The organism is Streptomyces nitrosporeus (assembly GCF_008704555.1).
Classification (GTDB): Bacteria; Actinomycetota; Actinomycetes; order Streptomycetales; family Streptomycetaceae; genus Streptomyces; species Streptomyces nitrosporeus.
Window position 1 is genome coordinate 3,063,096 of sequence record NZ_CP023702.1, and the last position, 18,526, is coordinate 3,081,621.

Consider the following 18,526-nt stretch of genomic DNA (forward strand, 5'->3'; position numbering starts at 1 on the left):
CGGCGGCGCTTTCACCGGGTCGTGGAAACCCGCGACCCGGTGAGCCGCGTCATGGGCAACCGCGTCGCGGTGACCCACGAGGTAAAAGGCTTTCAAGTAAGGAAAGAAATGAACTTCCCCACCCAACCCGACCCCGTTCAGGTCGTGTCACTCACTCGGGTGACATAGGGCAACTCAGCTGGATTTGGGTCGGGTTGCCGTGCATAAGCTCACCCCGACAACCACAGACATGAGACGGCCCCCGACGGGACAGACATCCCGGCCGAGGGCCTGACCACCGAGGAAGTACAGGAGCTTCCCGATGGGTATCCAGCAGGTTATCGCGCCCCCGTGTGCCGCATCCGGTCCGGTTGTGGCTTCCGCGCCCGCCTCCGGCGTCATTCACGTCAACGTCCGGCACACCTCCAGCTTCACCGTCGCCGGAAACCACCTCGCCCAGCACCGGCAACTCTCACTCGTCGCCATCGGACTGGCCCTGCACATCCAGTCCCTGCCCACCGGCGCGAAAGCCACCGTCCGACACCTCGCCGGACGCTTCCCCGAGAGCGAACACCGCATCGCCGCCGGACTACGCGAACTGGAAGCAACCGGCTACCTCCACCGCAGCCGCGTACGCCTGGCCGACGGCCGCATCATCACCCGCACCATCTCCTACAACCAGCCCACCACCACACCTGCCGCAGCACCGGCACCCCGGCAGCGCAAGGCACGGAAAACACCGGAACCCGCACTCGCCCCGGCCCCGGCATCAGCACCGGCGGCCACACACCAGCCCACCCCGACGCCCGAGCCCACCCCCACACCAGCTGCCACCCCAGCCCCAGCCCCAGCACCGGCCCCGGAACCGGCCCCCGCACCCCCCACAACCCCGCGCGTCCCCCTCCCCACCGCCCGCACCACACCCCGACCACCACTCCCCCAACCCCGGACAGCCACCCCCGAACTCCTCAAGGCAGCCACCACACTCCTCGCCGACCTCCCCCGCCACACACCCCGGCTCACCCTGTCCGAACAAGACGTCACCACACTCGCCCCCGGCGTCGCCGCCTGGCTCGAACGCGAAACACACCCCGACACCATCCGCCACGCCCTCACCCACGACCTGCCCAACCCCGTCAAACACCCCGCCAGCCTCCTACGCCACCGCCTCACCACCCTCCTCCCACCCCAACCCCCCAGCACAACCGAACTGGAAGCCGCACAACCCCGCAGAATCACCATCCCCCTCCAGAACTGCGACCGCTGCGACCGCGCCTTCCGCTCCCGCCACCCCGGCCACTGCCGCGACTGCCACAACAACAACCACAGCCCTGCGCAGACAGCCGCATGACAGGGGCGTGACAGGGGTGGACGGAGTCAGGCGCTCGTGAGGATCACCAGTTGCTGGGTGGCGCGGGTCATCGCCACATAGCGGTCGACCGCTCCTTCGACGCCCGTGCCGAAGTTCTCCGGGTCCACCAGGACGACCAGGTCGAACTCCAGGCCCTTGGACAGCTCCGGGGTGAGCGAGCGGACCCGTGGCATCGCCCGGAAGGCGGGGTCGCCGATGACGCAGGCGATGCCGTCCTCGTGCGCGGCGAGCCAGTCCTCCAGTACCGGTTCCAGGTCCGATACCGGCCCGTGGACGACGGGGACACCGCCGCTGCGGATGGAGGACGGCACGTTGGCGTCCGGGATCACGGAGCGGATGACCGGCTCGGCCTCCGCCATGATCTCTTCCGGCGTCCGGTAGTTGACCGTCAGGGAGGCCAGTTCGATCCGGTCGAACCCGACCCGTTCGAGGCGTTCGCGCCAGGACTCCGTGAACCCGTGCCTGGCCTGGGCGCGGTCCCCGACGATGGTGAAGCTGCGGGAGGGACAGCGGAGCAGCAGCATCTGCCACTGGGCGTCGGTCAGTTCCTGCGCCTCGTCCACGACGACGTGGGCGAACGGTCCGGCGAGCCGGTCCGGTTCGGTGCCGGGCGCACCGGAGTCGTCGGCCAGGGTGTCCTTCATGTCCTGGCCGTGCAGCATCGTGATCGCCCCCTCGCCGTCGGGGTCGGACGCGAGGAGGTTGTCGACGACCTTGGCCATCTCCTCCCGGTGGGCCTCGGCGGCGGCGGCCTGCCGGCGCTTGCGCCGTGACGCCTCCGGATCGCCGAGCCGCTGCCGGGCCGCGTCCAGGAACGGCAGGTCGGAGTCGGTCCAGGCCCGGGGGTTCTCGCGTTGCAGCAGGGACACCTCGTCCCGGCTGAGCCAGGGGGCGCACATCCGCAGGTAGGCGGGCACCGACCAGAGGTCCCCGACGATGTCGGCGGCGTCGAGCAGCGGCCACGCGCGGTCGAAGGCCGTACGCAGTTCCCTGTTGGCCAGCAGCGACTTCCGCAACAGCGCCGTCGGAGCGTCGCCGTCGTGCCGGTCCATGAGGATCGTGAGCAGTTCCTCCCACACCTCGGCGCGCGCGTCGTTGTGGGGTGCCCCGGTCTCCGCCGCCTCGAACGCCACGGCCCAGTCGTCGGCGGTGAGCGGGATGTCGTTCCAGTGGGTCGTGACCGTCATCCCCTTCGTGGGCGGCTCCTCGTAGAACCGGACCGCCGCCTCGACCGCCCGCACCAGGCGGGCCGAGGACTTCAGACGGGCCACCTCCGGGTCGGCCTCGGCCCCGGCCGAGGCTCCCTCGGGTACGAGGTCCCGCAGGGTGCAGGTCTGCACCCCCTCCTCCCCGAGGCTGGGCAGCACGTCGGCGACATAGCCCAGGTAGGGCTGGTGCGGGCCGACGAACAGCACACCGCCACGGCGGTGGCCCAGGCGCGGGTCGGAGTAGAGGAGATAGGCGGAGCGGTGCAGGGCGACGACGGTCTTGCCCGTGCCCGGTCCGCCGTCGACGACGAGCGCTCCGCGTGAACCGGCCCGGATGATGGCGTCCTGGTCGGCCTGGATGGTGCCGAGTACGTCCCGCATGCGCGGGGAGCGGTTGCTGCCCAGGCTGGCGATGAAGGCGGACTGGTCGTCGAGCGCGGCGTGGCCGGCGAACGCGTCGGCGGTGAACACCTCGTCCCAGTAGTCGCTGATCCGGCCGCCGGTCCAGCGGTACCTGCGGCGGCTCGCCAGCCCCATGGGGTTGCCGTGGGTAGCCCCGAAGAACGGCTCGGCCGCCGGGGAGCGCCAGTCCAGGAGCAGCCTTCGGCCCTCGCTGTCGGAGAGGCCGAGCCGCCCGACGTAGACGGGCTCGGAGCCGTCCTCGCCGACCATGTGCCCGAGGCACAGGTCCAGGCCGAAGCGGCGCAGGGCGCGCAGGCGGGAGGACAGCCGGTGGATCTCCGTGTCCCGGTCCATCGCCTGCCGGCCCGCGCCGCCGGGAGCCCTGCGTTCGGCGTCGAGGCGGTCGGACAGTTCGGCGATCGTCTGGTCGAGGCACTCGGCGATGGCCGCGAAGTGCTCCTCGTCGTGGGCGATCAGGGCCGGGTCCGCCTTGGCCCTGAGGCGGTCGGGGAGGTCGAACGCGCTGGTGGTCGCAGGGGTCATGTCATCGGCTCCGTTCCGAGGTGGTGCCCATGAGGGCCTGCGCGAGAGCGCACGTCCGCGCCCCGGTGCCGGGCACCCGCGACAGCGGCGCGCACCCCGCCACCGGCTCGGCGCCTTCGCGCACTCCGTACACCGACATATGCACACGCACGTCGTGGATCTCCCGTTTCCGCAGGTTAAGGCCTTGGCCGGTCATTCTGCGGTACGACGGGGGCCTTGCCGCAAGGCCCCCTGTGCGCTATACGTTGAGAGTGGAGAGGAGTGGGTGTAGTCCTCCTTGTTCCGCCTTCCGCGGTATCCCCGCTCCCCGCTTCGCCCTTTCTCCCTGGCTCTCCCGGATCCCGTCGCAGGCATGGGTCCCAGAACCCGGACACGGCTCGTGGCCCGACGGCGCTCGGGTGCCGTCGGGCCACGATGTCGGACCGCGGTGGGGCGGGGCCCCCGTGGTGCCCCGCCCCACCGGATCGCCGGATCAGGAGTCCGGCAGGTTCCGGATCAGGAGTTCAGGAACTTGCCGCACTCGCCGTGCCACACCCACTCGTGGGAGCTGATGCTGGCGTTCACCGGGCTGCCGTCGGTGAAGGTGTACCCGGAGAGGTCGTCCATGTAGTACTCGGCCTTCGCCAGGCAGGTGTGGCCTCCCGCGTAGCCCGCGTGCCGGTAGAGCTTGACGGCCATGCCGGAGCTGCCCTTGTGCACGAGCGACTGGGCGTCGTCGTTGTCGCCGCCCTGGAAGCCGCCGGAGGAGTCGGCCCAGCTGTAGTCGGCGTCGGCGTCCCTGCCGAGGTAGCCGCTGCAGCTGTCGTAGTCGTAGGCGTAGAGGTAGCCCGATGCCGCGTTCTTCCAGGCGGTGTCGCAGGCCGCGGATGCCTGGGCGGCGGTCGCCGGGACGATGACGCCGAGGCCCGCGAGGCCGAGTGTGGCGGCGGCGGCCAGGAATTTGCGCATGGTGGATCACTCCTTGGTCGAATCGGTGCAGGATGTCCCGCGGCTTCGGTACCGCGGAAGTCGGAAGGGTCCGGACGGCTTCGGGTCCGGACGGGAGGCCGGGCCGGCGCTCCGTGCGGCGTCAGGCCGTGGAGCCGGTGATCTTCTCGGCGCGGGCCAGCGCGGCGAGGCTCATCCGCCGGTAGGCGGCGATGTCCTCGGCGTACGGCTGGAGCTTCTCGTCCCGGTACTCGGTCTGCAGTGCGCGTGCCGTGGCCGCCAGGGGTGTCGCGCCGGCACAGGTGGCTTCGGCGACCGCGAGTTCCACCTCGGCGGCATACGCCTCCGCCTCCGCGGCGCCCGGCTCCGCCTCCGCGGCGCCCGGCTCCGCCTCCGCGGCGCCCGCGGCGGATGCCGCGCGCTCCTCGCGGATCTCCGCCGGGGAGGCGTAGTCGTGGCCCTTCTTCCGCATACACGCCGACCAGTCCTGGACCGCCCGCACGAAGCGCTCGTCCGCGACGAGGGCCGGCACATACAGCGGGGTCAGGTTCATCGCGGTCTTCTCGGCGCGGAACCAGGTCTCGAAGTCTCCGTAGAGCTGTCGCCCGGCCTCGGCCAGACAGCTTTCGCGCGGGGTCCGGACGGAGCCGCCGCCGGGCAGCGGGGCCGTCACCGTCCCGCCCGCCGGCGTCCCTTCGAGGACCGTGCCGTACCGGGCACGCTCCCCTCCCGTGAGCCCGTTGACATAGGCGTGGTTGCGGTCGGTCCGCTGGGCCTCCTGGGCCCTCTCCCGCAGCCGGCTGCCGTAACCGTGCCTCTTCGCCCAGCCGGCGTCGGTCAGCACATAGCCGCCGCCTTCGAGATCGTCGGCGGTCGGCAGCGGTCCCACCCAGTAACGGAAGCCCTCGGCCGCCATGCACTCCTTGACCAGCATCTGCTCCGCGCGCTCGACCAGGACCCTTTCGGCCCCGGTCAGCTCACGTCCCCGGTCGACAGGGGTCCCGGCCGCGGCGACGGCGTCGTTCTGCCGTGAGGGACCACCGGGCCGGTCCCCACCGCCGCCGGTACCGGTGGTGCAGCCGGCCAGTGCCCCCGTGACGGCCAGCACGACCGCAGATACGCGGACGGACGTACGTCCCATGGCGATACCCACTCCCCCGAGTAGTGGCGCGTCCCCTCGCGCCTCTTTGCTCCTTGAGCTTCGCTGACGCGAGCATGACTAACCAGGGTTTTTCGTCCATGCGGAAAAGCCCAGGAAATCAGGGGGAACCGAATGCTCCGTATCCACTTCACCGACGCCGACCTCGTCAGGACCCGGGTGGCCGCCGCACCCGACCCGCTGTGGGAGATCTGCCTGAGCCTGCACCGCCTGCAGACCCGCCACGGACGCTGGGCGTACGCGGACTGGCACCGCGCCACCCGCGCCCGGATCCAGGACACGCACTTCACCCGGACCCTGCGCACCCTGTTGTTACCGCTGGTCCCCCGGGCCGCCTACTTCCCCGACTTCCTCACCCCGCCCGAGGGGGCCGAGGGGCTCGACAGCGGTCTGGAGGCCGTCCTCACGACCCCGCCGAGCCGGGTCCTCCACGAGGTCGGCGTCCTCAGCCGTACGTCCAGGACACCGTCCTGGGCACCGCGCCTGGCCGAGCCGGGCATGCGCGGGGAGCTGGTCCGGGCGATGCGGGCCTACCACGACATGGCCATCGCCCCCTACCGCGAACGGGTCCAGGCACGGATCGACGCGGAGCGGACCGCACGCGCCCGTACCGTCCTCGACCACGGAGCCGACGGCCTGCTCGAAGGGCTGGGGCCCTGCCTGCGATGGCGGCGCCCGGTCCTGCACACCGTCTATCCCGAGGACCGCGACATGTCCCTGGGCGGGCGCGGGCTCCGCCTGGTCCCGTCGTACTTCTGCTGGGGCAACCCGGTGGCCTTCGCCGACGCCTCGCTCGACCCCGTCCTGATGTACGCGCTGTGCCACGAACCCCACCCCGGCCCGCTCCCCGGGGGCACCGGCTCGGACGCGCCCCTGACGGTCCTGCTGGGCCGCACCCGCTCCACCGTCCTGCGCGCGGCCGCCACCGGTGCCACCACCGGCGAGATCGCGCGCACCGCCGGGATCTCGGCACCCTCCGCCAGCAGGCACACCACCGCGCTGCGGGACAACGGCCTGATCACCAGCCACCGGCAGGGCATGCGGGTGCTGCACACCCTCACCCCGCTGGGAGCCGCGCTGCTGCGCGGTTCCGCCCAGGGGCCGGGATGACCCGTGCGGCCGGATCCGTCCGCCCGCACGGATCCGGCCGCACCCACACCCGCACCCATTCATGGCCGCGGCCGGGCAACCTCCGCTCCCTCCGGGCCGTCTGACCATCCGTATATACGCACATACGCAGGACAGGGCACCCCGGCACCCGTCCGGCGGGGGGACGGACGGAGCACACCGTGTCGGAACAGCCATGCCTGCCCACCCACGGCGAACGGGCCGCCCCCGCGCGGAGGCCGCCCCTGCCGGGTCGGGGACTGCCCAGACGGGGCCTGCTCGCCGCGGCGGCCCTGGCTCCCGCCCTCGCCGCCTGCTCCGTGCCCGCCCCCCGGCGCAGCGACCCGGCCCCCGACCCGGCGCCCGGACTCGCCATCGGCACCGGCCGGCCGGCCCTGATGATGCAGTTCCTGGCCCACCCGGACGACGACCTGTACTTCATGAACCCGGACACCCGGCAGGCCCTCGACGCCGGTGTCCCCCTGGTCTGCGTGTACCTGACCGCGGGCGAGGCCGACGGCCTCAACAAGATCCCCGGCGCCCCGCGCCCGGCCCCCGACAAGGCGGCGTACTCCTCCTCGCGCCACCAGGGGCTCCGGCAGGCCTACGCCACCCTCCTCGGGCTGGAGACGTTCACGCCCTGGCGCACCTCCGTCGCCGGACTCGCCGGGGGCCACCGGGCCGAGGTCAACACCCTCACCGCCGGAACGCGCCGCGTCGAACTGGTCTTCCTGAACACGGCCATGCACACCACCCGGCACCGGCTCGGACTGCCCAGCCTCTGGAACGACCGGCAGCTCTCCCTCCGTACCGTCGTCGCGGAGGGCTCACCGCTGCGCCGGGCCGGTTCGTACACGTACGACGGACTGCTGGACGTCCTCGTCGGCCTGCTGGAGCACTACCGGCCCACCGTCGTCCACACCCTGGACCCCGACCCGGACATCCAGCACAGCACGGAGGCCGAACGCCGCGCGGACAGCGAGCAGCGCGGCTACTCCGACCACGCCGACCACACCGCCGCCGCGTGTTTCAGCTGGGCCGCGATGATCCGGTGGGTGGCGCGCACGACGGCGGCGGGCGGCGAGGTGCCCGGCTTCGCCGTGACCTCCTACCGCGGCTACTACAACCGCCACTGGCCGAAGAACCTGCCGCCGGAGGTCCTCACGGCCAAGGCCGCCCACCTCGTCCCCTACGGCGGCTCACCGGACTGGGACTGCGGCAACCCGTCCGGCTGCGGTGACTACAACGTCGGCGGCGACCGCCCCCTGACCAACCGCAAGGGCTGGGTCCGCTCCACCCACCACCGCTATCCGGGACCCCGCGTCATCACCGCCGACGGGCCCGGCGGGCGCCTCGACGCCTACGCGGTGCTCGGTCTGCGTCTGGTCCGCCGGCGGGAGACCGCCCCGGGCAGCGGCTTCTGGGGGCCGCCGCGGGACCTCGGCGGCGGGCCGCTGGCCCCCGCGCTGGGCGCGGCCACCACCGCCGACGGCCGGCTGCTCCTGTTCGGGCTGCGCTTCGCGGCGCTCGGCGGGCACGGCGGTGACAACGAACGCGAGATCGTGGTGCTGGAACAGCGGTCCCCCGGCGGCGGGTTCACCGCCTGGCGCGGCCTCGGCACCCCCTCCCCCGGGCGGGACGAGGGGCGGCGCATCGGCGTCCCGGTCGCCCGGACGACCCCCGACGGCCGTGTCCACCTCTTCGTGCGCACCGCGGAGAAGGGCCTCGCCACCCGGGTACGCGACACGGCCGGCCGGTGGAGCGCCTGGCGGGACACGGGCGGCGGCGAGGTGCAGGACGGCCTGGCCACCGCCGTCGACGGCACCGGCCGGATACACGTCTACGGGGCCGGGCACCACGCCGTGCACCACTGGACCGAGGAGGCCCCCGGCGACGGGCCGACCGCCCGCACCCAGCTCGGCGCGGGCCCTGTGCCCGGCACGCCCCCCGCCGCGCTGACCGCGGCGGACGGCACCGTGGACGTCTTCCACCGGGGCCAGGCGGCCTCCCGCCCGACCGTCCTGCGGGCCGGGACCACGGCGGAGCACCTGTCCGGGTTCGACGGCTACGGGCCGGTGACCGCGGCCGCCTCACCGCTGGGCCCGGTGCTGCTGGGCCGCACCGCGGACGGCCTGATCCAGCTCCGTACCCCGCGGGCGCACCACGTCCGCGCGGACGGACCCGTCGCCCTGGACGGGACCGCGCTCCACCTCGGCCCGGACGGCCTCCCGGCCGCCGTCGGCCTGGGCGTGGACGCGTTGCCGTGGCTCTGGCGGCCCGCACCGGAAGCGGGGCATAACGCCGCGTCATGACCAGACGTTAGGTACCCGGCGCGGCCGTTCTCCGGGAATCTGGGGCCCGTCAACCCCCACAGACACGCCCTCGCGTGTCCCGCGAAACGAGGAAGCATGCGCATAACCAGGCTGATCCCCGCTGTCGCCGCCGCGGCGGTCTCCGTCCTCGCCCTGCTCTCCCCCACCGCCTCCGCCGCCCCGCAGGCCCCCGCCCCCACCGCGCCGGTGGCCAAGGCCGTGCAGCCCATCATCGGCGGCGGCTACGCCCAGAACGCGCCCTGGGCCGCCCGGCTCTTCTCCAACGGGCGGGAGACCTGTTCGGCCACGATCATCGCCCCGACCTGGATCCTCACCGCCAAGCACTGCGTCACCGGCGGCGGCCTCCAGTTCCGTATCGGCAGCCTCGACCAGCACAGCGGCGGCACCGTGGCGAGCGGCGTCCAGACCTACACCCACAGCTCCGACCTCGCCCTGGTCCGCCTGGACCGCTCCGTGTCCGCGACGTACGCCACCCTCGGCCAGCCCGGCACCGTACGCGTCGGACAGAACGTCCAGGTCTGGGGCTGGGGCGCCACCTCGCAGTGCGGCTCCGAGGCCAACTGCCAGTCCCGCTACCTGAAGGTCGCCGACGTCACGGTGACCAGCGGCTGCACCGACGCCTACGGCGGCTCGGCGATCTGCGCCCGCCGCGGCAACGGCATCACCGCGGGCGGCGACTCCGGCGGCCCGATGACCCTGAACGGTGTGCAGGTCGGCGTCGCCTCCACCAGCGACCGCCAGACCACGACCGCGTACACCAACGTCACCGCGTACCGCTCCTGGATCCAGCAGATCGCAGGCGTCTGACACCGCCCCGCGCACCGGCCGGGCCGGGCCCTCTGAGGCGTACCGGCCGGCGCACGGACCGTTCACACCGCGTACCACCCGCCCGGACCGTCCGCCGCGTACCACCCGCCCGGACCGCCCGGAAGGGACCTCCCCGCACGGCGAAGGGCCCCGCACCTCTCACGAGGTGCGGGGCCCTTCTGGTGCTCTTGTGCGGAGCTACCAGGTCAGACGATCAAGTGATTACTTGATGATCTTGGTGACCTGGCCGGCGCCCACGGTCCGGCCACCCTCACGGATGGCGAACTTCAGGCCCTCTTCCATGGCGACCGGCTGGATCAGCGCGACGTCCATGAGGGTGTTGTCACCCGGCATGACCATCTCGGTGCCCTCGGGAAGGGTCACAACGCCCGTCACGTCCGTGGTACGGAAGTAGAACTGCGGGCGGTAGTTGTTGAAGAACGGGGTGTGACGGCCACCCTCGTCCTTCGACAGGATGTAGGCCTGGGCCTGGAACTCGGTGTGCGGCGTGACCGAACCCGGCTTGATGATGACCTGGCCGCGCTCGACGTCCTCGCGCTTGATGCCACGAAGCAGCAGACCGACGTTCTCACCGGCCTGGCCCTCGTCGAGCAGCTTGCGGAACATCTCGATGCCGGTGACCGTGGTGGTGGTCTTCTCGGTCTTGATACCGACGATGTCGACGGTCTCGTTGACCTTCAGGACACCACGCTCGATACGGCCGGTGACGACCGTACCGCGACCGGTGATCGTGAAGACGTCCTCGATCGGCATGAGGAACGGCTTCTCGACGTCACGCTCGGGCTGCGGGATGGCCTCGTCGACGGCCGACATGAGCTTGAGGACCGACTCGCCCCACTCCTTGTCGCCCTCGAGCGCCTTGAGCGCCGAGACCTTGACGACGGGAACGTCGTCGCCCGGGAACTCGTACTCGGAGAGGAGCTCACGGACCTCGAGCTCGACGAGCTCCAGGATCTCCTCGTCGTCCACCATGTCGGCCTTGTTCAGGGCGACGACGATGTACGGAACGCCGACCTGGCGGGCCAGGAGCACGTGCTCCTTGGTCTGCGGCATCGGGCCGTCGGTGGCGGCGACCACGAGGATGGCGCCGTCCATCTGCGCCGCACCCGTGATCATGTTCTTGATGTAGTCGGCGTGACCCGGGCAGTCGACGTGCGCGTAGTGACGCGACTCCGTCTGGTACTCGACGTGCGCGATGGAGATGGTGATACCGCGCTGGCGCTCCTCAGGAGCCTTGTCGATCTGGTCGAAGGCCGAGGCCTCGTTCAGGTCCGGGTACGCGTCGTGCAGCACCTTGGTAATGGCGGCCGTGAGGGTCGTCTTACCGTGGTCGATGTGACCGATGGTGCCGATGTTGACGTGCGGCTTAGTCCGCTCGAACTTCGCCTTCGCCACTGGGTCCTCCTGGAGTGGTTCTGTACGCCTTGCTTCATCGGCGCCAGGTGATCTTTGCTGGAATGCCGGTGCCGGGGGCATTCACCACGAGAGCGAACTCCGCGGTGAATGCCCTACCGGGCTCCGGTGACAAGCCTAAAGCGTGAACTCGGGTGAGTTACTCGCCCTTGGCCTTCGCGATGATCTCCTCGGCGACGTTCCGCGGAACCTCGGCGTAGGAGTCGAACTGCATCGAGTAGCTTGCGCGACCCGAGGTCTTGCTGCGGAGGTCTCCGACGTAGCCGAACATCTCCGAAAGGGGCACGAGGCCCTTCACGACGCGAGCGCCGCTGCGCTCCTCCATGGCCTGGATCTGGCCACGGCGGGAGTTGAGGTCGCCGATGACGTCGCCCATGTAGTCCTCGGGCGTGGTGACCTCGACGGCCATCATCGGCTCGAGGAGCACGGGGGACGCCTTGCGGGCACCCTCCTTGAACGCCTGCGAACCGGCGATCTTGAAGGCGAGCTCCGAGGAGTCGACCTCGTGGTAGCCACCGTCGAGAAGGGTGACGCGGACGCCGACCATCTCGTAACCGGCGAGGATACCGAACTGCATGGCCTCCTGGGCACCCGCGTCCACCGAGGGGATGTACTCGCGGGGGATGCGGCCACCGGTGACCTTGTTGACGAACTCGTACGAGGCGTCTCCGCCTTCGAGCGGCTCGATCATGATCTGCACCTTGGCGAACTGGCCGGTACCACCAGTCTGCTTCTTGTGCGTGTAGTCGATACGCTCGACGGTCTTGCGGATCGTCTCGCGGTACGCGACCTGGGGCTTGCCGACATTCGCCTCGACGCGGAACTCGCGCTTCATGCGGTCGACGAGCACCTCGAGGTGAAGCTCGCCCATACCACCGATGATGGTCTGGCCGGTCTCCTCGTCGGAGTGCACCTGGAAGGAGGGGTCCTCCTCCGAGAGACGCTGGATGGCGACACCCAGCTTCTCCTGGTCACCCTTGGACTTGGGCTCGATGGCGACCTGGATGACCGGCGCCGGGAAGTCCATGGACTCCAGGATGACCGGGGCCTTGTCGTCGCACAGCGTCTCACCGGTGGTGGTCTGCTTCAGACCCATGACGGCGACGATGTCACCGGCACCCACCGAGTCGATCTCCTCACGCTTGTTCGCGTGCATGCGGTAGATCTTGCCGATGCGTTCCTTCTTGCCCTTGACCGAGTTCAGCACCGCGGTGCCGGCCTCGAGGCGGCCCGAGTAGACCCGGACGAAGGTGAGCTTGCCGAGGTGCGGGTCGCTCATGATCTTGAACGCGAGCGCCGACAGCGGCTCCTGGTCGGACGGCTTGCGCTTGACGACCAGCTCCGGGTCCTTGACGTCGTGGCCCTCGATGGCCTCGACGTCCAGGGGCGACGGCAGGTAGCGCACGACGGCGTCGAGCAGGGGCTGGACGCCCTTGTTCTTGAACGCGGTGCCGCAGAACACGGGGGTGACCGTGGTCTCGCCGGCCTTGCCGGAGTTGAGGGTGATACGGCGGATCGCGGCGTAGAGGTCCTCCACCGAGGGCTCGTTGCCCTCGAGGTACTGCTCCATCACCTGGTCGTCGTTCTCCGCGACGACCTCGATCAGCTTGCCGTGCCACTCGGCGGCGGAGTCGGCGAGCTCGGCCGGGATGTCGACGATGTCGTACATCTCGCCCTTGGTGGCCTCCGCCGAGTAGACGTACGCCTTCATCGTGACGAGGTCGACGACGCCCTGGAAGTCGGCCTCGGCACCGATCGGGAGCTGCATCACGATCGGGGTCGCGCCGAGGCGGTCCGTGATCATGTCGACACAGCGGAGGAACTCGGCGCCGGTGCGGTCCAGCTTGTTGACGAAGCAGATACGCGGAACGCCGTAGCGGTCCGCCTGACGCCACACGGTCTCGGACTGCGGCTCGACGCCCGCCACACCGTCGAACACGGTGACGGCGCCGTCGAGGACGCGGAGCGAACGCTCCACCTCGACGGTGAAGTCGACGTGACCCGGGGTGTCGATGATGTTGATGGTGTGGTCAACATCTTCGAGCGGCCAGTGACAGGTCGTCGCGGCGGACGTGATCGTGATGCCGCGCTCCTGCTCCTGCTCCATCCAGTCCATCGTGGCAGCGCCGTCGTGGACTTCACCGATCTTGTACGAAACGCCGGTGTAGAAGAGGATCCGCTCGGTGGTGGTCGTCTTGCCCGCGTCGATGTGGGCCATGATCCCGATGTTGCGGACCTTGGCCAGGTCAAGCGAAGTGGTGGCCATAAGGCTCAATCTTCTCTCGGTCTCGATAGGGGAAGCGACTACCAGCGGTAGTGCGCGAAGGCCTTGTTGGACTCGGCCATCTTGTGGGTGTCCTCGCGCTTCTTGACAGCTGCGCCAAGACCGTTGGAGGCGTCGAGCAGCTCGTTCATGAGGCGCTCGGTCATGGTCTTCTCGCGGCGGGCGCGGGAGTAACCGACGACCCAGCGCAGCGCGAGGGTGGCGGCACGACCGGGCTTGACCTCGATCGGCACCTGGTAGGTGGCGCCACCGACACGGCGGGACTTGACCTCGATCGAGGGCTTGACGTTCTCGAGCGCGCGCTTCAGCGTGATGACCGGGTCGGCGCCGGTCTTCTCGCGAAGACCTTCCATGGCGCCGTACACGATCCGCTCGGCGGTGGAACGCTTGCCGTCGAGCAGGATCTTGTTGATCAGCGACGTGACAAGAGGAGAGCTGTAGACCGGGTCGATGATGACCGGGCGCTTCGGGGCGGGGCCCTTACGAGGCATTCTTACTTCTCCTTCTTGGCGCCGTAGCGGCTGCGGGCCTGCTTGCGGTTCTTGACACCCTGGGTGTCGAGCGAGCCGCGGATGATCTTGTAACGAACACCCGGCAGGTCCTTCACACGGCCACCACGCACGAGCACGATGGAGTGCTCCTGCAGGTTGTGTCCCTCACCCGGGATGTAGGCCGTGACCTCGATACCGGAGGTCAGACGCACACGCGCGACCTTACGGAGCGCCGAGTTCGGCTTCTTCGGGGTGGTCGTGAACACACGCGTGCAGACACCACGACGCTGGGGCGAACCCTCGAGCGCGGGCGTCTTGTTCTTCTCGACCTTGTCCTGCCGGCCCTTGCGGACCAGCTGCTGGATCGTAGGCACTACTTCTCCGGTTTCTGTGTGCCGTTCGTGAAACTAACCTGGAACACCCACCGACCCACGCGGTCGGGTGTGTCGGATACTGCAAGCTCCTGCCCGGGGGCAGAAGGAGCGCAGATCACAGTGGCCACATACGGACTCACCGTGCGGCCGAAAACACGCACGGAAAGGCCAGGCACACCCCAGGCACAAGGCTTGAGCGTACCTACCTCACGGAGCTGGGTCAAAACAAATGCCTGGCCGCGGGCCGGGGTGCCGGCCCGCTCTACATCGGCTCGCCCTCCGGGGTGGTACCGGTCGTGTCCTCGGCCGGCCGACGCGCCGGAGGACGCAGGCGCGGGATGGTGGGCACGCGGGAGTTGCGGCTCTTGGGCACCAGCGCGGGGGCGGTGCCGGGAGGGCGGTCGGTCCGGCCCCGGGGAGCGGCCGGACCGGCCGCGGCCCCCCGGTCACCCGCTCCGTCGCCGGCGCGGCCCCCGTCGCCGGGACCGGGGTCCGGGCCGGCGTCGGGACCGTCGTCGGGACCCCCGTCCGGACCGGCGCCAGGGATGTCCGGGCCGTCGTACCGCCTGAGCGGGATCACCGCGGCCTGCCCAGGGACGCCCCTCACCAGGCGCAACGCGCGCCCGCGCGCGGCTCTGGCCTCCTCCAGCGCGGGCTCGTAGTGGGCGGCGGCGTCCTGCCAGCCGCTGGAGTACGCGCGCAGCTCCCGGCGCTCCAGTTCCTCACGCACCAGCACCAGGACCTCCTCGGGCGCGTGGCTCTCCAGGAGGCGTCCGAGCGCGGCGAGGAGACCGGGGAGGCCGTCCGGTGTGTCCTCGGGGTCGCCGGGGGGCGGGGCGGAAGCACGGGCGGCGGGAGCGCTCTCCTCGTGGAGGGGGTCGCCGGCCGCCGTGGTGTCGGCCGTGGGGCCCGCCGCGGTACTCCGGGGCGCGGCGCCCTCTCCGTCCGGACGTTTCACGGGAACGCGTGGCCGACTGCTCCGTCCGGCCACGCACATCCCCCCGTCCCGCCCGAATCGCGCACGCCCACGCAGGGCGTACGTCGCCATGCGCGGGGGCCTGCCGGGGTGGGGGGACAGGCCGTCTCAGCTTACGGGCGGCCCGTCGCCGGTTCACAGCGAGGCCACTTCAAGATCATCGCACGGTCGCGGTCCGGGAGGACGGGCGTCCGGGGCGGGCGGGAGACCTCCAGGCCGGGGCGGCGGGCGTCCGGGGCGGGGCGGCGACGGAGCGCGGCCGGGCCGGGGCGGCCGGGTCAGGCCGACGGCGGAGCGAGGAGCGCGGCCGGGCGGAAGGAGCGGAGGGGGCAGCCGGAGGCGGCGGTTCAACCGGAGGCGAGCGGTTCAGTCGGAGGCGAGCGGTGCCCGTCGTCCGGCGGATCTCGCGGGCTCCCCGGGGAGGAACTGTCCGGCGATCCTGATGAACATCTCGCGCTGGTCGGCCGAGACGCCGAGTCCGTCGGCGGCCTCCTCCAGCGTGAGCCGGCGCCCGTCGGCCGCCGTGTGACCGGCGGACGGGGCGGACGGGAGGGGCAGATCCTCCTCGGAGAGCCGGCCGGACCGGATGAGCATGTCGCGCACCGGGACCTGGAGCACCTGGGCCAGCCTGCGCATGGTCTCCAGGTCCGGCATGCTCTGGCGCTGGAGAAGCCGGGTGATGGCGGCCCTGTGCACTCCCGCTTCATCCGCGAGGCGCGATTTCCCGCCACCGCGCGGGCTGTCGATGTCGAACCCGCGCCGACGGACCAGTTCTTCGATCCAGGCAGCGAAGCGGTCGAGTTCACCCGTGGTCATGAGCGTCGCCTCCCTCCGAAGCGAATCTCAGCCTATCGCGCTTGCGCGCAAGGAATTACCCACACAGCTCGTCTCCATTGTGAGGATTTCGGGGAGTTCAAAGCGGCTCCCTCCCCCGCAACCTGCTTGCGTGCGAGCCCGCAACATGCCAGTGTGCGAACGCGCAACCAAGCACCCGCGGAGAAAAGGACCGCCCATGACCGCACCGACCGACGACAGGGCCGCCGTCCGCGACGCCGCCCTCTGGATCGAGCTGCTGCTCCGGCAGTTCCCGGAGCTGCTGCATGAGCTGGCGCCCGCCCGGCGCTCCCCTTCCGCGCCGCCACCGGACGGCGCGCGTCCGCACGCCGCGCGGGGCCGCACCCGGGCCGAGCGCGAGGAGGCGCTGCGGGTCGAGCAGGCGCACGGCCTCACGCCGTCCGGGCCCACCACCGCGCCCCTGCGGCTGCACGTCTCCGACACCATCCGCGACATCACCGACGGAGTGGTGGAGCTCGACGAGGCGGTGCACGACCGGCTCCGGCTCCCCCGCCCGCGCCGGGCCCAGGTTCCCGAACGGCTGCTGCGCGTCGCCGCCCTGCTCGGCCGGGCGTCCGAGGACGCGGTGCTCGCGGCACACATCCGGGACGAGACCCGCAGGATGGCGCGGCGCTGCACGCGCGCCCTCGGCGCGGCGGAACCGGTGGTGCGGGTGAGCGGCCGCTGCCCGTGGTGCGACTCGGTCTCGCTGCGGGCCTTCCCCGCCAGGCACGCGGTGCTCTGCGTCAACCCGGCCTGCCGGTGCGCCGACCGGGACTGCGACTGCCGCACGGACCCGGCACACCGGCACGCCTGGACGCAGAGCGCCTGGGTGCGGCTCGCGGAGGAGTCCGGCGCGGACCTGGGCGAGCTGGCCGGCGCGACGGCGGACACCGCGGAACGGGAGGTGCACCGATGACCACGGCGACGATGCTGACGGGTGAACAGGCCGCGCACGAGGCGGGGGTGGCCCCGGCGACGATCCGCAAGTGGGTCCAGCGGGGCCGCCTGGCGCCGGCGGGGAAGCAGGGGCGGGCCCAGCTCTTCCGGCTGGAGGACGTCTTCGCGGCGGAACGCGCGGCCCGCGGGAAGTAGGGGTCGCGCACAGGACCCGCGCGGGGCGCGGGAGCACGGAAGGAGAGGGGCGGCCCACCGGGCCGCCCCTCTCCTTCCGTGTCCGCCTACTCCTCGGAGGAGGAGGGCATCCGCAGGACCTCGGCGCCCGACTCCGGTGCGCCCGCCGCCAGTTCCATCGCCTCGCTCCAGCCGCTGCGGAACCCCCGCACCTCGGCCTCCACGGCGATCCTCGCTCCGACCTTGCCGACGACGGCGGTGAGCGTACGGGCGACCTCGGCGGTGTACGTACCCGACTCCCCTGACTCCGCGGCCACTTCGACCACGGCGGCCATGACATCGGCCAGCCGTTCCTGGGCACTGATCACCATCGCGCTCCCGTCCACCCACTCACCGATCCTTCGTGCTCACGCCTGCGTCACGGCGCTTCCTGCCTCAGAACCGCCACCTCTCGAATACGCGTTCGATAGCCGCAGAGTAACAAAACCGGACCCCTTCGCGCGGAGGACGCGGGGCCGCGCCTTCCGCTCCCCCGGCCCCACCCCTCCTTCAGATTGCGCTCTCGCACTAGTTAGTTGCGCACACGCACGCACTGTGTCACGATAAGTGCAGCGGCGGAGCTGCGCCCACCTCCCTCCAGGGCGCGGCTCCGCCGTTCCCGTACCCGTACGTCCACCGGTGCCCGAGGCCCGGCCGGCGGATCAGGGGCGGACGGACCCTGACCACGAACAGGAGTGATGCCCCGTCATGAGTTCACCTCCCAGCACCTTCCCCGACGTGGAGGCCATCGTCGTGGAGCTCCTCTCCGACCGCCCGGACCTCGCGGACGCGGTCGTGGACGAGACTCCCCCACCGGGCTTCGACGGCACCCAGCCGGCGGTGATCGTCAGCCGGCGCGGCGGCGCCTGGATCGACGATCTCCACCTCGACCAGCCGCTCATCGAGCTGGAGGCCTACGGCCCGGACAAGGCGACGGCGCACCGCCTCGCGAACTCCGCCCGCGCCGAGCTGCTCTCGGCGACCGGCCGGACGTACGGCACGGACATCGTCATCACCGATGTCGTCGAGGCCGACGGCCCGCGCTGGCTGCCCGAGTACCTGTACCCGGCGGCCAACCGCTACCTCACCGTGCTGCGGGTCTCCCTGCGCATCGGCTGACCCGGCTGCCGCCCGGGCGTCCCTCGGCGTCCCACCCGGCGCGATTCCGCGCCCCACAGACGAG

The 18,526-nt window shown here is 71.3% G+C and carries 17 protein-coding genes; 7 read left to right on the plus strand and 10 right to left on the minus strand.

Translation table 11 applies throughout. From position 1 onward, the window contains the following. Positions 1–301 precede the first annotated feature (301 nt). Positions 302–1,330, plus strand: coding sequence for a helix-turn-helix domain-containing protein (locus CP967_RS13365; protein ID WP_150488203.1), 1,029 nt, complete (start codon positions 302–304; stop codon positions 1,328–1,330). A gap of 26 nt (positions 1,331–1,356) precedes the next feature. On the opposite strand, the gene helR is transcribed toward CP967_RS13365, so the two are convergent. The 3 genes from helR to CP967_RS13380 all read right to left on the minus strand — a co-directional run bounded on the left by helR (position 1,357) and on the right by CP967_RS13380 (position 5,572). After that, entirely contained in the window at positions 1,357–3,504 is a 2,148-nt protein-coding gene (gene helR, locus CP967_RS13370) for an RNA polymerase recycling motor ATPase HelR (protein WP_150488204.1), read from the minus strand. Positions 3,505–3,999: 495 nt separating this feature from the next. Further along, entirely contained in the window at positions 4,000–4,452 is a 453-nt protein-coding gene (locus tag CP967_RS13375; protein ID WP_150488205.1) for a hypothetical protein, read from the minus strand. Positions 4,453–4,573: 121 nt separating this feature from the next. Next, complete coding sequence (locus CP967_RS13380; RefSeq protein WP_150488206.1) at positions 4,574–5,572, minus strand: hypothetical protein; 999 nt, start codon at positions 5,570–5,572, stop codon at positions 4,574–4,576. Between the two features lie 132 nt (positions 5,573–5,704). Here CP967_RS13380 and CP967_RS13385 point away from each other — a divergent pair, with 132 nt between their 5' ends. From CP967_RS13385 to CP967_RS13395, 3 genes are all read left to right on the plus strand, one after another. Continuing rightward, entirely contained in the window at positions 5,705–6,700 is a 996-nt protein-coding gene (locus CP967_RS13385) for an ArsR/SmtB family transcription factor (protein ID WP_150488207.1), read from the plus strand. Positions 6,701–6,957: 257 nt separating this feature from the next. Then, entirely contained in the window at positions 6,958–9,009 is a 2,052-nt protein-coding gene (locus CP967_RS13390) for a PIG-L family deacetylase (protein ID WP_150491830.1), read from the plus strand. 96 nt (positions 9,010–9,105) lie between these two features. Next, a complete protein-coding gene (locus tag CP967_RS13395) occupies positions 9,106–9,837 on the plus strand; it encodes a S1 family peptidase (protein ID WP_150488208.1) in 732 nt (243 codons plus the stop codon). 222 nt (positions 9,838–10,059) lie between these two features. Here CP967_RS13395 and tuf read toward each other — a convergent pair whose 3' ends face one another. The 6 genes from tuf to CP967_RS13425 form a co-directional block, all read right to left on the minus strand. Further along, positions 10,060–11,253, minus strand: a complete 1,194-nt coding sequence (gene tuf, locus CP967_RS13400; RefSeq protein ID WP_150488209.1) for an elongation factor Tu — start codon at positions 11,251–11,253, stop codon at positions 10,060–10,062. Positions 11,254–11,410: 157 nt separating this feature from the next. Further along, positions 11,411–13,537, minus strand: coding sequence for an elongation factor G (fusA, locus tag CP967_RS13405; RefSeq protein ID WP_150488210.1), 2,127 nt, complete (start codon positions 13,535–13,537; stop codon positions 11,411–11,413). Positions 13,538–13,575: 38 nt separating this feature from the next. Next, on the minus strand, positions 13,576–14,046 hold the full coding sequence (gene rpsG, locus CP967_RS13410; protein ID WP_150488211.1) for a 30S ribosomal protein S7: 471 nt from the start codon (positions 14,044–14,046) through the stop codon (positions 13,576–13,578). A gap of 2 nt (positions 14,047–14,048) precedes the next feature. Then, positions 14,049–14,420 (minus strand): 30S ribosomal protein S12, encoded by a 372-nt coding sequence (gene rpsL, locus CP967_RS13415; protein WP_003948652.1) that lies wholly within the window; start codon positions 14,418–14,420, stop codon positions 14,049–14,051. A gap of 262 nt (positions 14,421–14,682) precedes the next feature. Next, positions 14,683–15,378: a hypothetical protein gene (locus CP967_RS13420; RefSeq protein WP_190175157.1), complete on the minus strand. Its 696-nt coding sequence runs from the start codon at positions 15,376–15,378 to the stop codon at positions 14,683–14,685. A 384-nt stretch (positions 15,379–15,762) separates the two neighbouring features. Then, positions 15,763–16,212 carry a helix-turn-helix transcriptional regulator gene (locus CP967_RS13425; RefSeq protein WP_150488212.1) on the minus strand — a complete coding sequence of 150 codons (450 nt, stop codon included), beginning with the start codon at positions 16,210–16,212 and terminating at the stop codon, positions 15,763–15,765. Positions 16,213–16,408: 196 nt separating this feature from the next. Here CP967_RS13425 and CP967_RS13430 point away from each other — a divergent pair, with 196 nt between their 5' ends. Both CP967_RS13430 and CP967_RS13435 read left to right on the plus strand, forming a co-directional pair. Then, on the plus strand, positions 16,409–17,149 hold the full coding sequence (locus CP967_RS13430) for a hypothetical protein (RefSeq protein ID WP_150488213.1): 741 nt from the start codon (positions 16,409–16,411) through the stop codon (positions 17,147–17,149). Next, the gene (locus tag CP967_RS13435; RefSeq protein ID WP_150488214.1) at positions 17,146–17,325 is read left to right on the plus strand and encodes a helix-turn-helix domain-containing protein; all 180 of its coding nucleotides are present in this window, start codon (positions 17,146–17,148) and stop codon (positions 17,323–17,325) included. The genes CP967_RS13430 and CP967_RS13435 overlap by 4 nt, the downstream gene beginning before the upstream one ends. Positions 17,326–17,411: 86 nt before the next feature. On the opposite strand, the gene CP967_RS13440 is transcribed toward CP967_RS13435, so the two are convergent. Continuing rightward, positions 17,412–17,690, minus strand: coding sequence for a hypothetical protein (locus tag CP967_RS13440; protein WP_351740048.1), 279 nt, complete (start codon positions 17,688–17,690; stop codon positions 17,412–17,414). A gap of 361 nt (positions 17,691–18,051) precedes the next feature. Here CP967_RS13440 and CP967_RS13445 point away from each other — a divergent pair, with 361 nt between their 5' ends. After that, positions 18,052–18,462, plus strand: coding sequence for a hypothetical protein (locus CP967_RS13445; protein ID WP_150488215.1), 411 nt, complete (start codon positions 18,052–18,054; stop codon positions 18,460–18,462). The last annotated feature ends 64 nt before the right edge of the window (positions 18,463–18,526 follow it).

Excerpts from the sequence above, each read along its gene's own strand:
- CP967_RS13365 (WP_150488203.1), top strand. The coding sequence starts at position 302 with ATGGGTATCCAGCAGGTTATCGCGCCCCCGTGTGCCGCATCCGGTCCG.
- helR (WP_150488204.1), bottom strand. The coding sequence starts at position 3,504 with ATGACCCCTGCGACCACCAGCGCGTTCGACCTCCCCGACCGCCTCAGG.
- CP967_RS13375 (WP_150488205.1), bottom strand. The coding sequence starts at position 4,452 with ATGCGCAAATTCCTGGCCGCCGCCGCCACACTCGGCCTCGCGGGCCTC.
- CP967_RS13380 (WP_150488206.1), bottom strand. The coding sequence starts at position 5,572 with ATGGGACGTACGTCCGTCCGCGTATCTGCGGTCGTGCTGGCCGTCACG.
- CP967_RS13385 (WP_150488207.1), top strand. The coding sequence starts at position 5,705 with ATGCTCCGTATCCACTTCACCGACGCCGACCTCGTCAGGACCCGGGTG.
- CP967_RS13395 (WP_150488208.1), top strand. The coding sequence starts at position 9,106 with ATGCGCATAACCAGGCTGATCCCCGCTGTCGCCGCCGCGGCGGTCTCC.
- fusA (WP_150488210.1), bottom strand. The coding sequence starts at position 13,537 with ATGGCCACCACTTCGCTTGACCTGGCCAAGGTCCGCAACATCGGGATC.
- rpsG (WP_150488211.1), bottom strand. The coding sequence starts at position 14,046 with ATGCCTCGTAAGGGCCCCGCCCCGAAGCGCCCGGTCATCATCGACCCG.
- CP967_RS13425 (WP_150488212.1), bottom strand. The coding sequence starts at position 16,212 with ATGACCACGGGTGAACTCGACCGCTTCGCTGCCTGGATCGAAGAACTG.
- CP967_RS13430 (WP_150488213.1), top strand. The coding sequence starts at position 16,409 with ATGACCGCACCGACCGACGACAGGGCCGCCGTCCGCGACGCCGCCCTC.
- CP967_RS13435 (WP_150488214.1), top strand. The coding sequence starts at position 17,146 with ATGACCACGGCGACGATGCTGACGGGTGAACAGGCCGCGCACGAGGCG.
- CP967_RS13445 (WP_150488215.1), top strand. The coding sequence starts at position 18,052 with ATGAGTTCACCTCCCAGCACCTTCCCCGACGTGGAGGCCATCGTCGTG.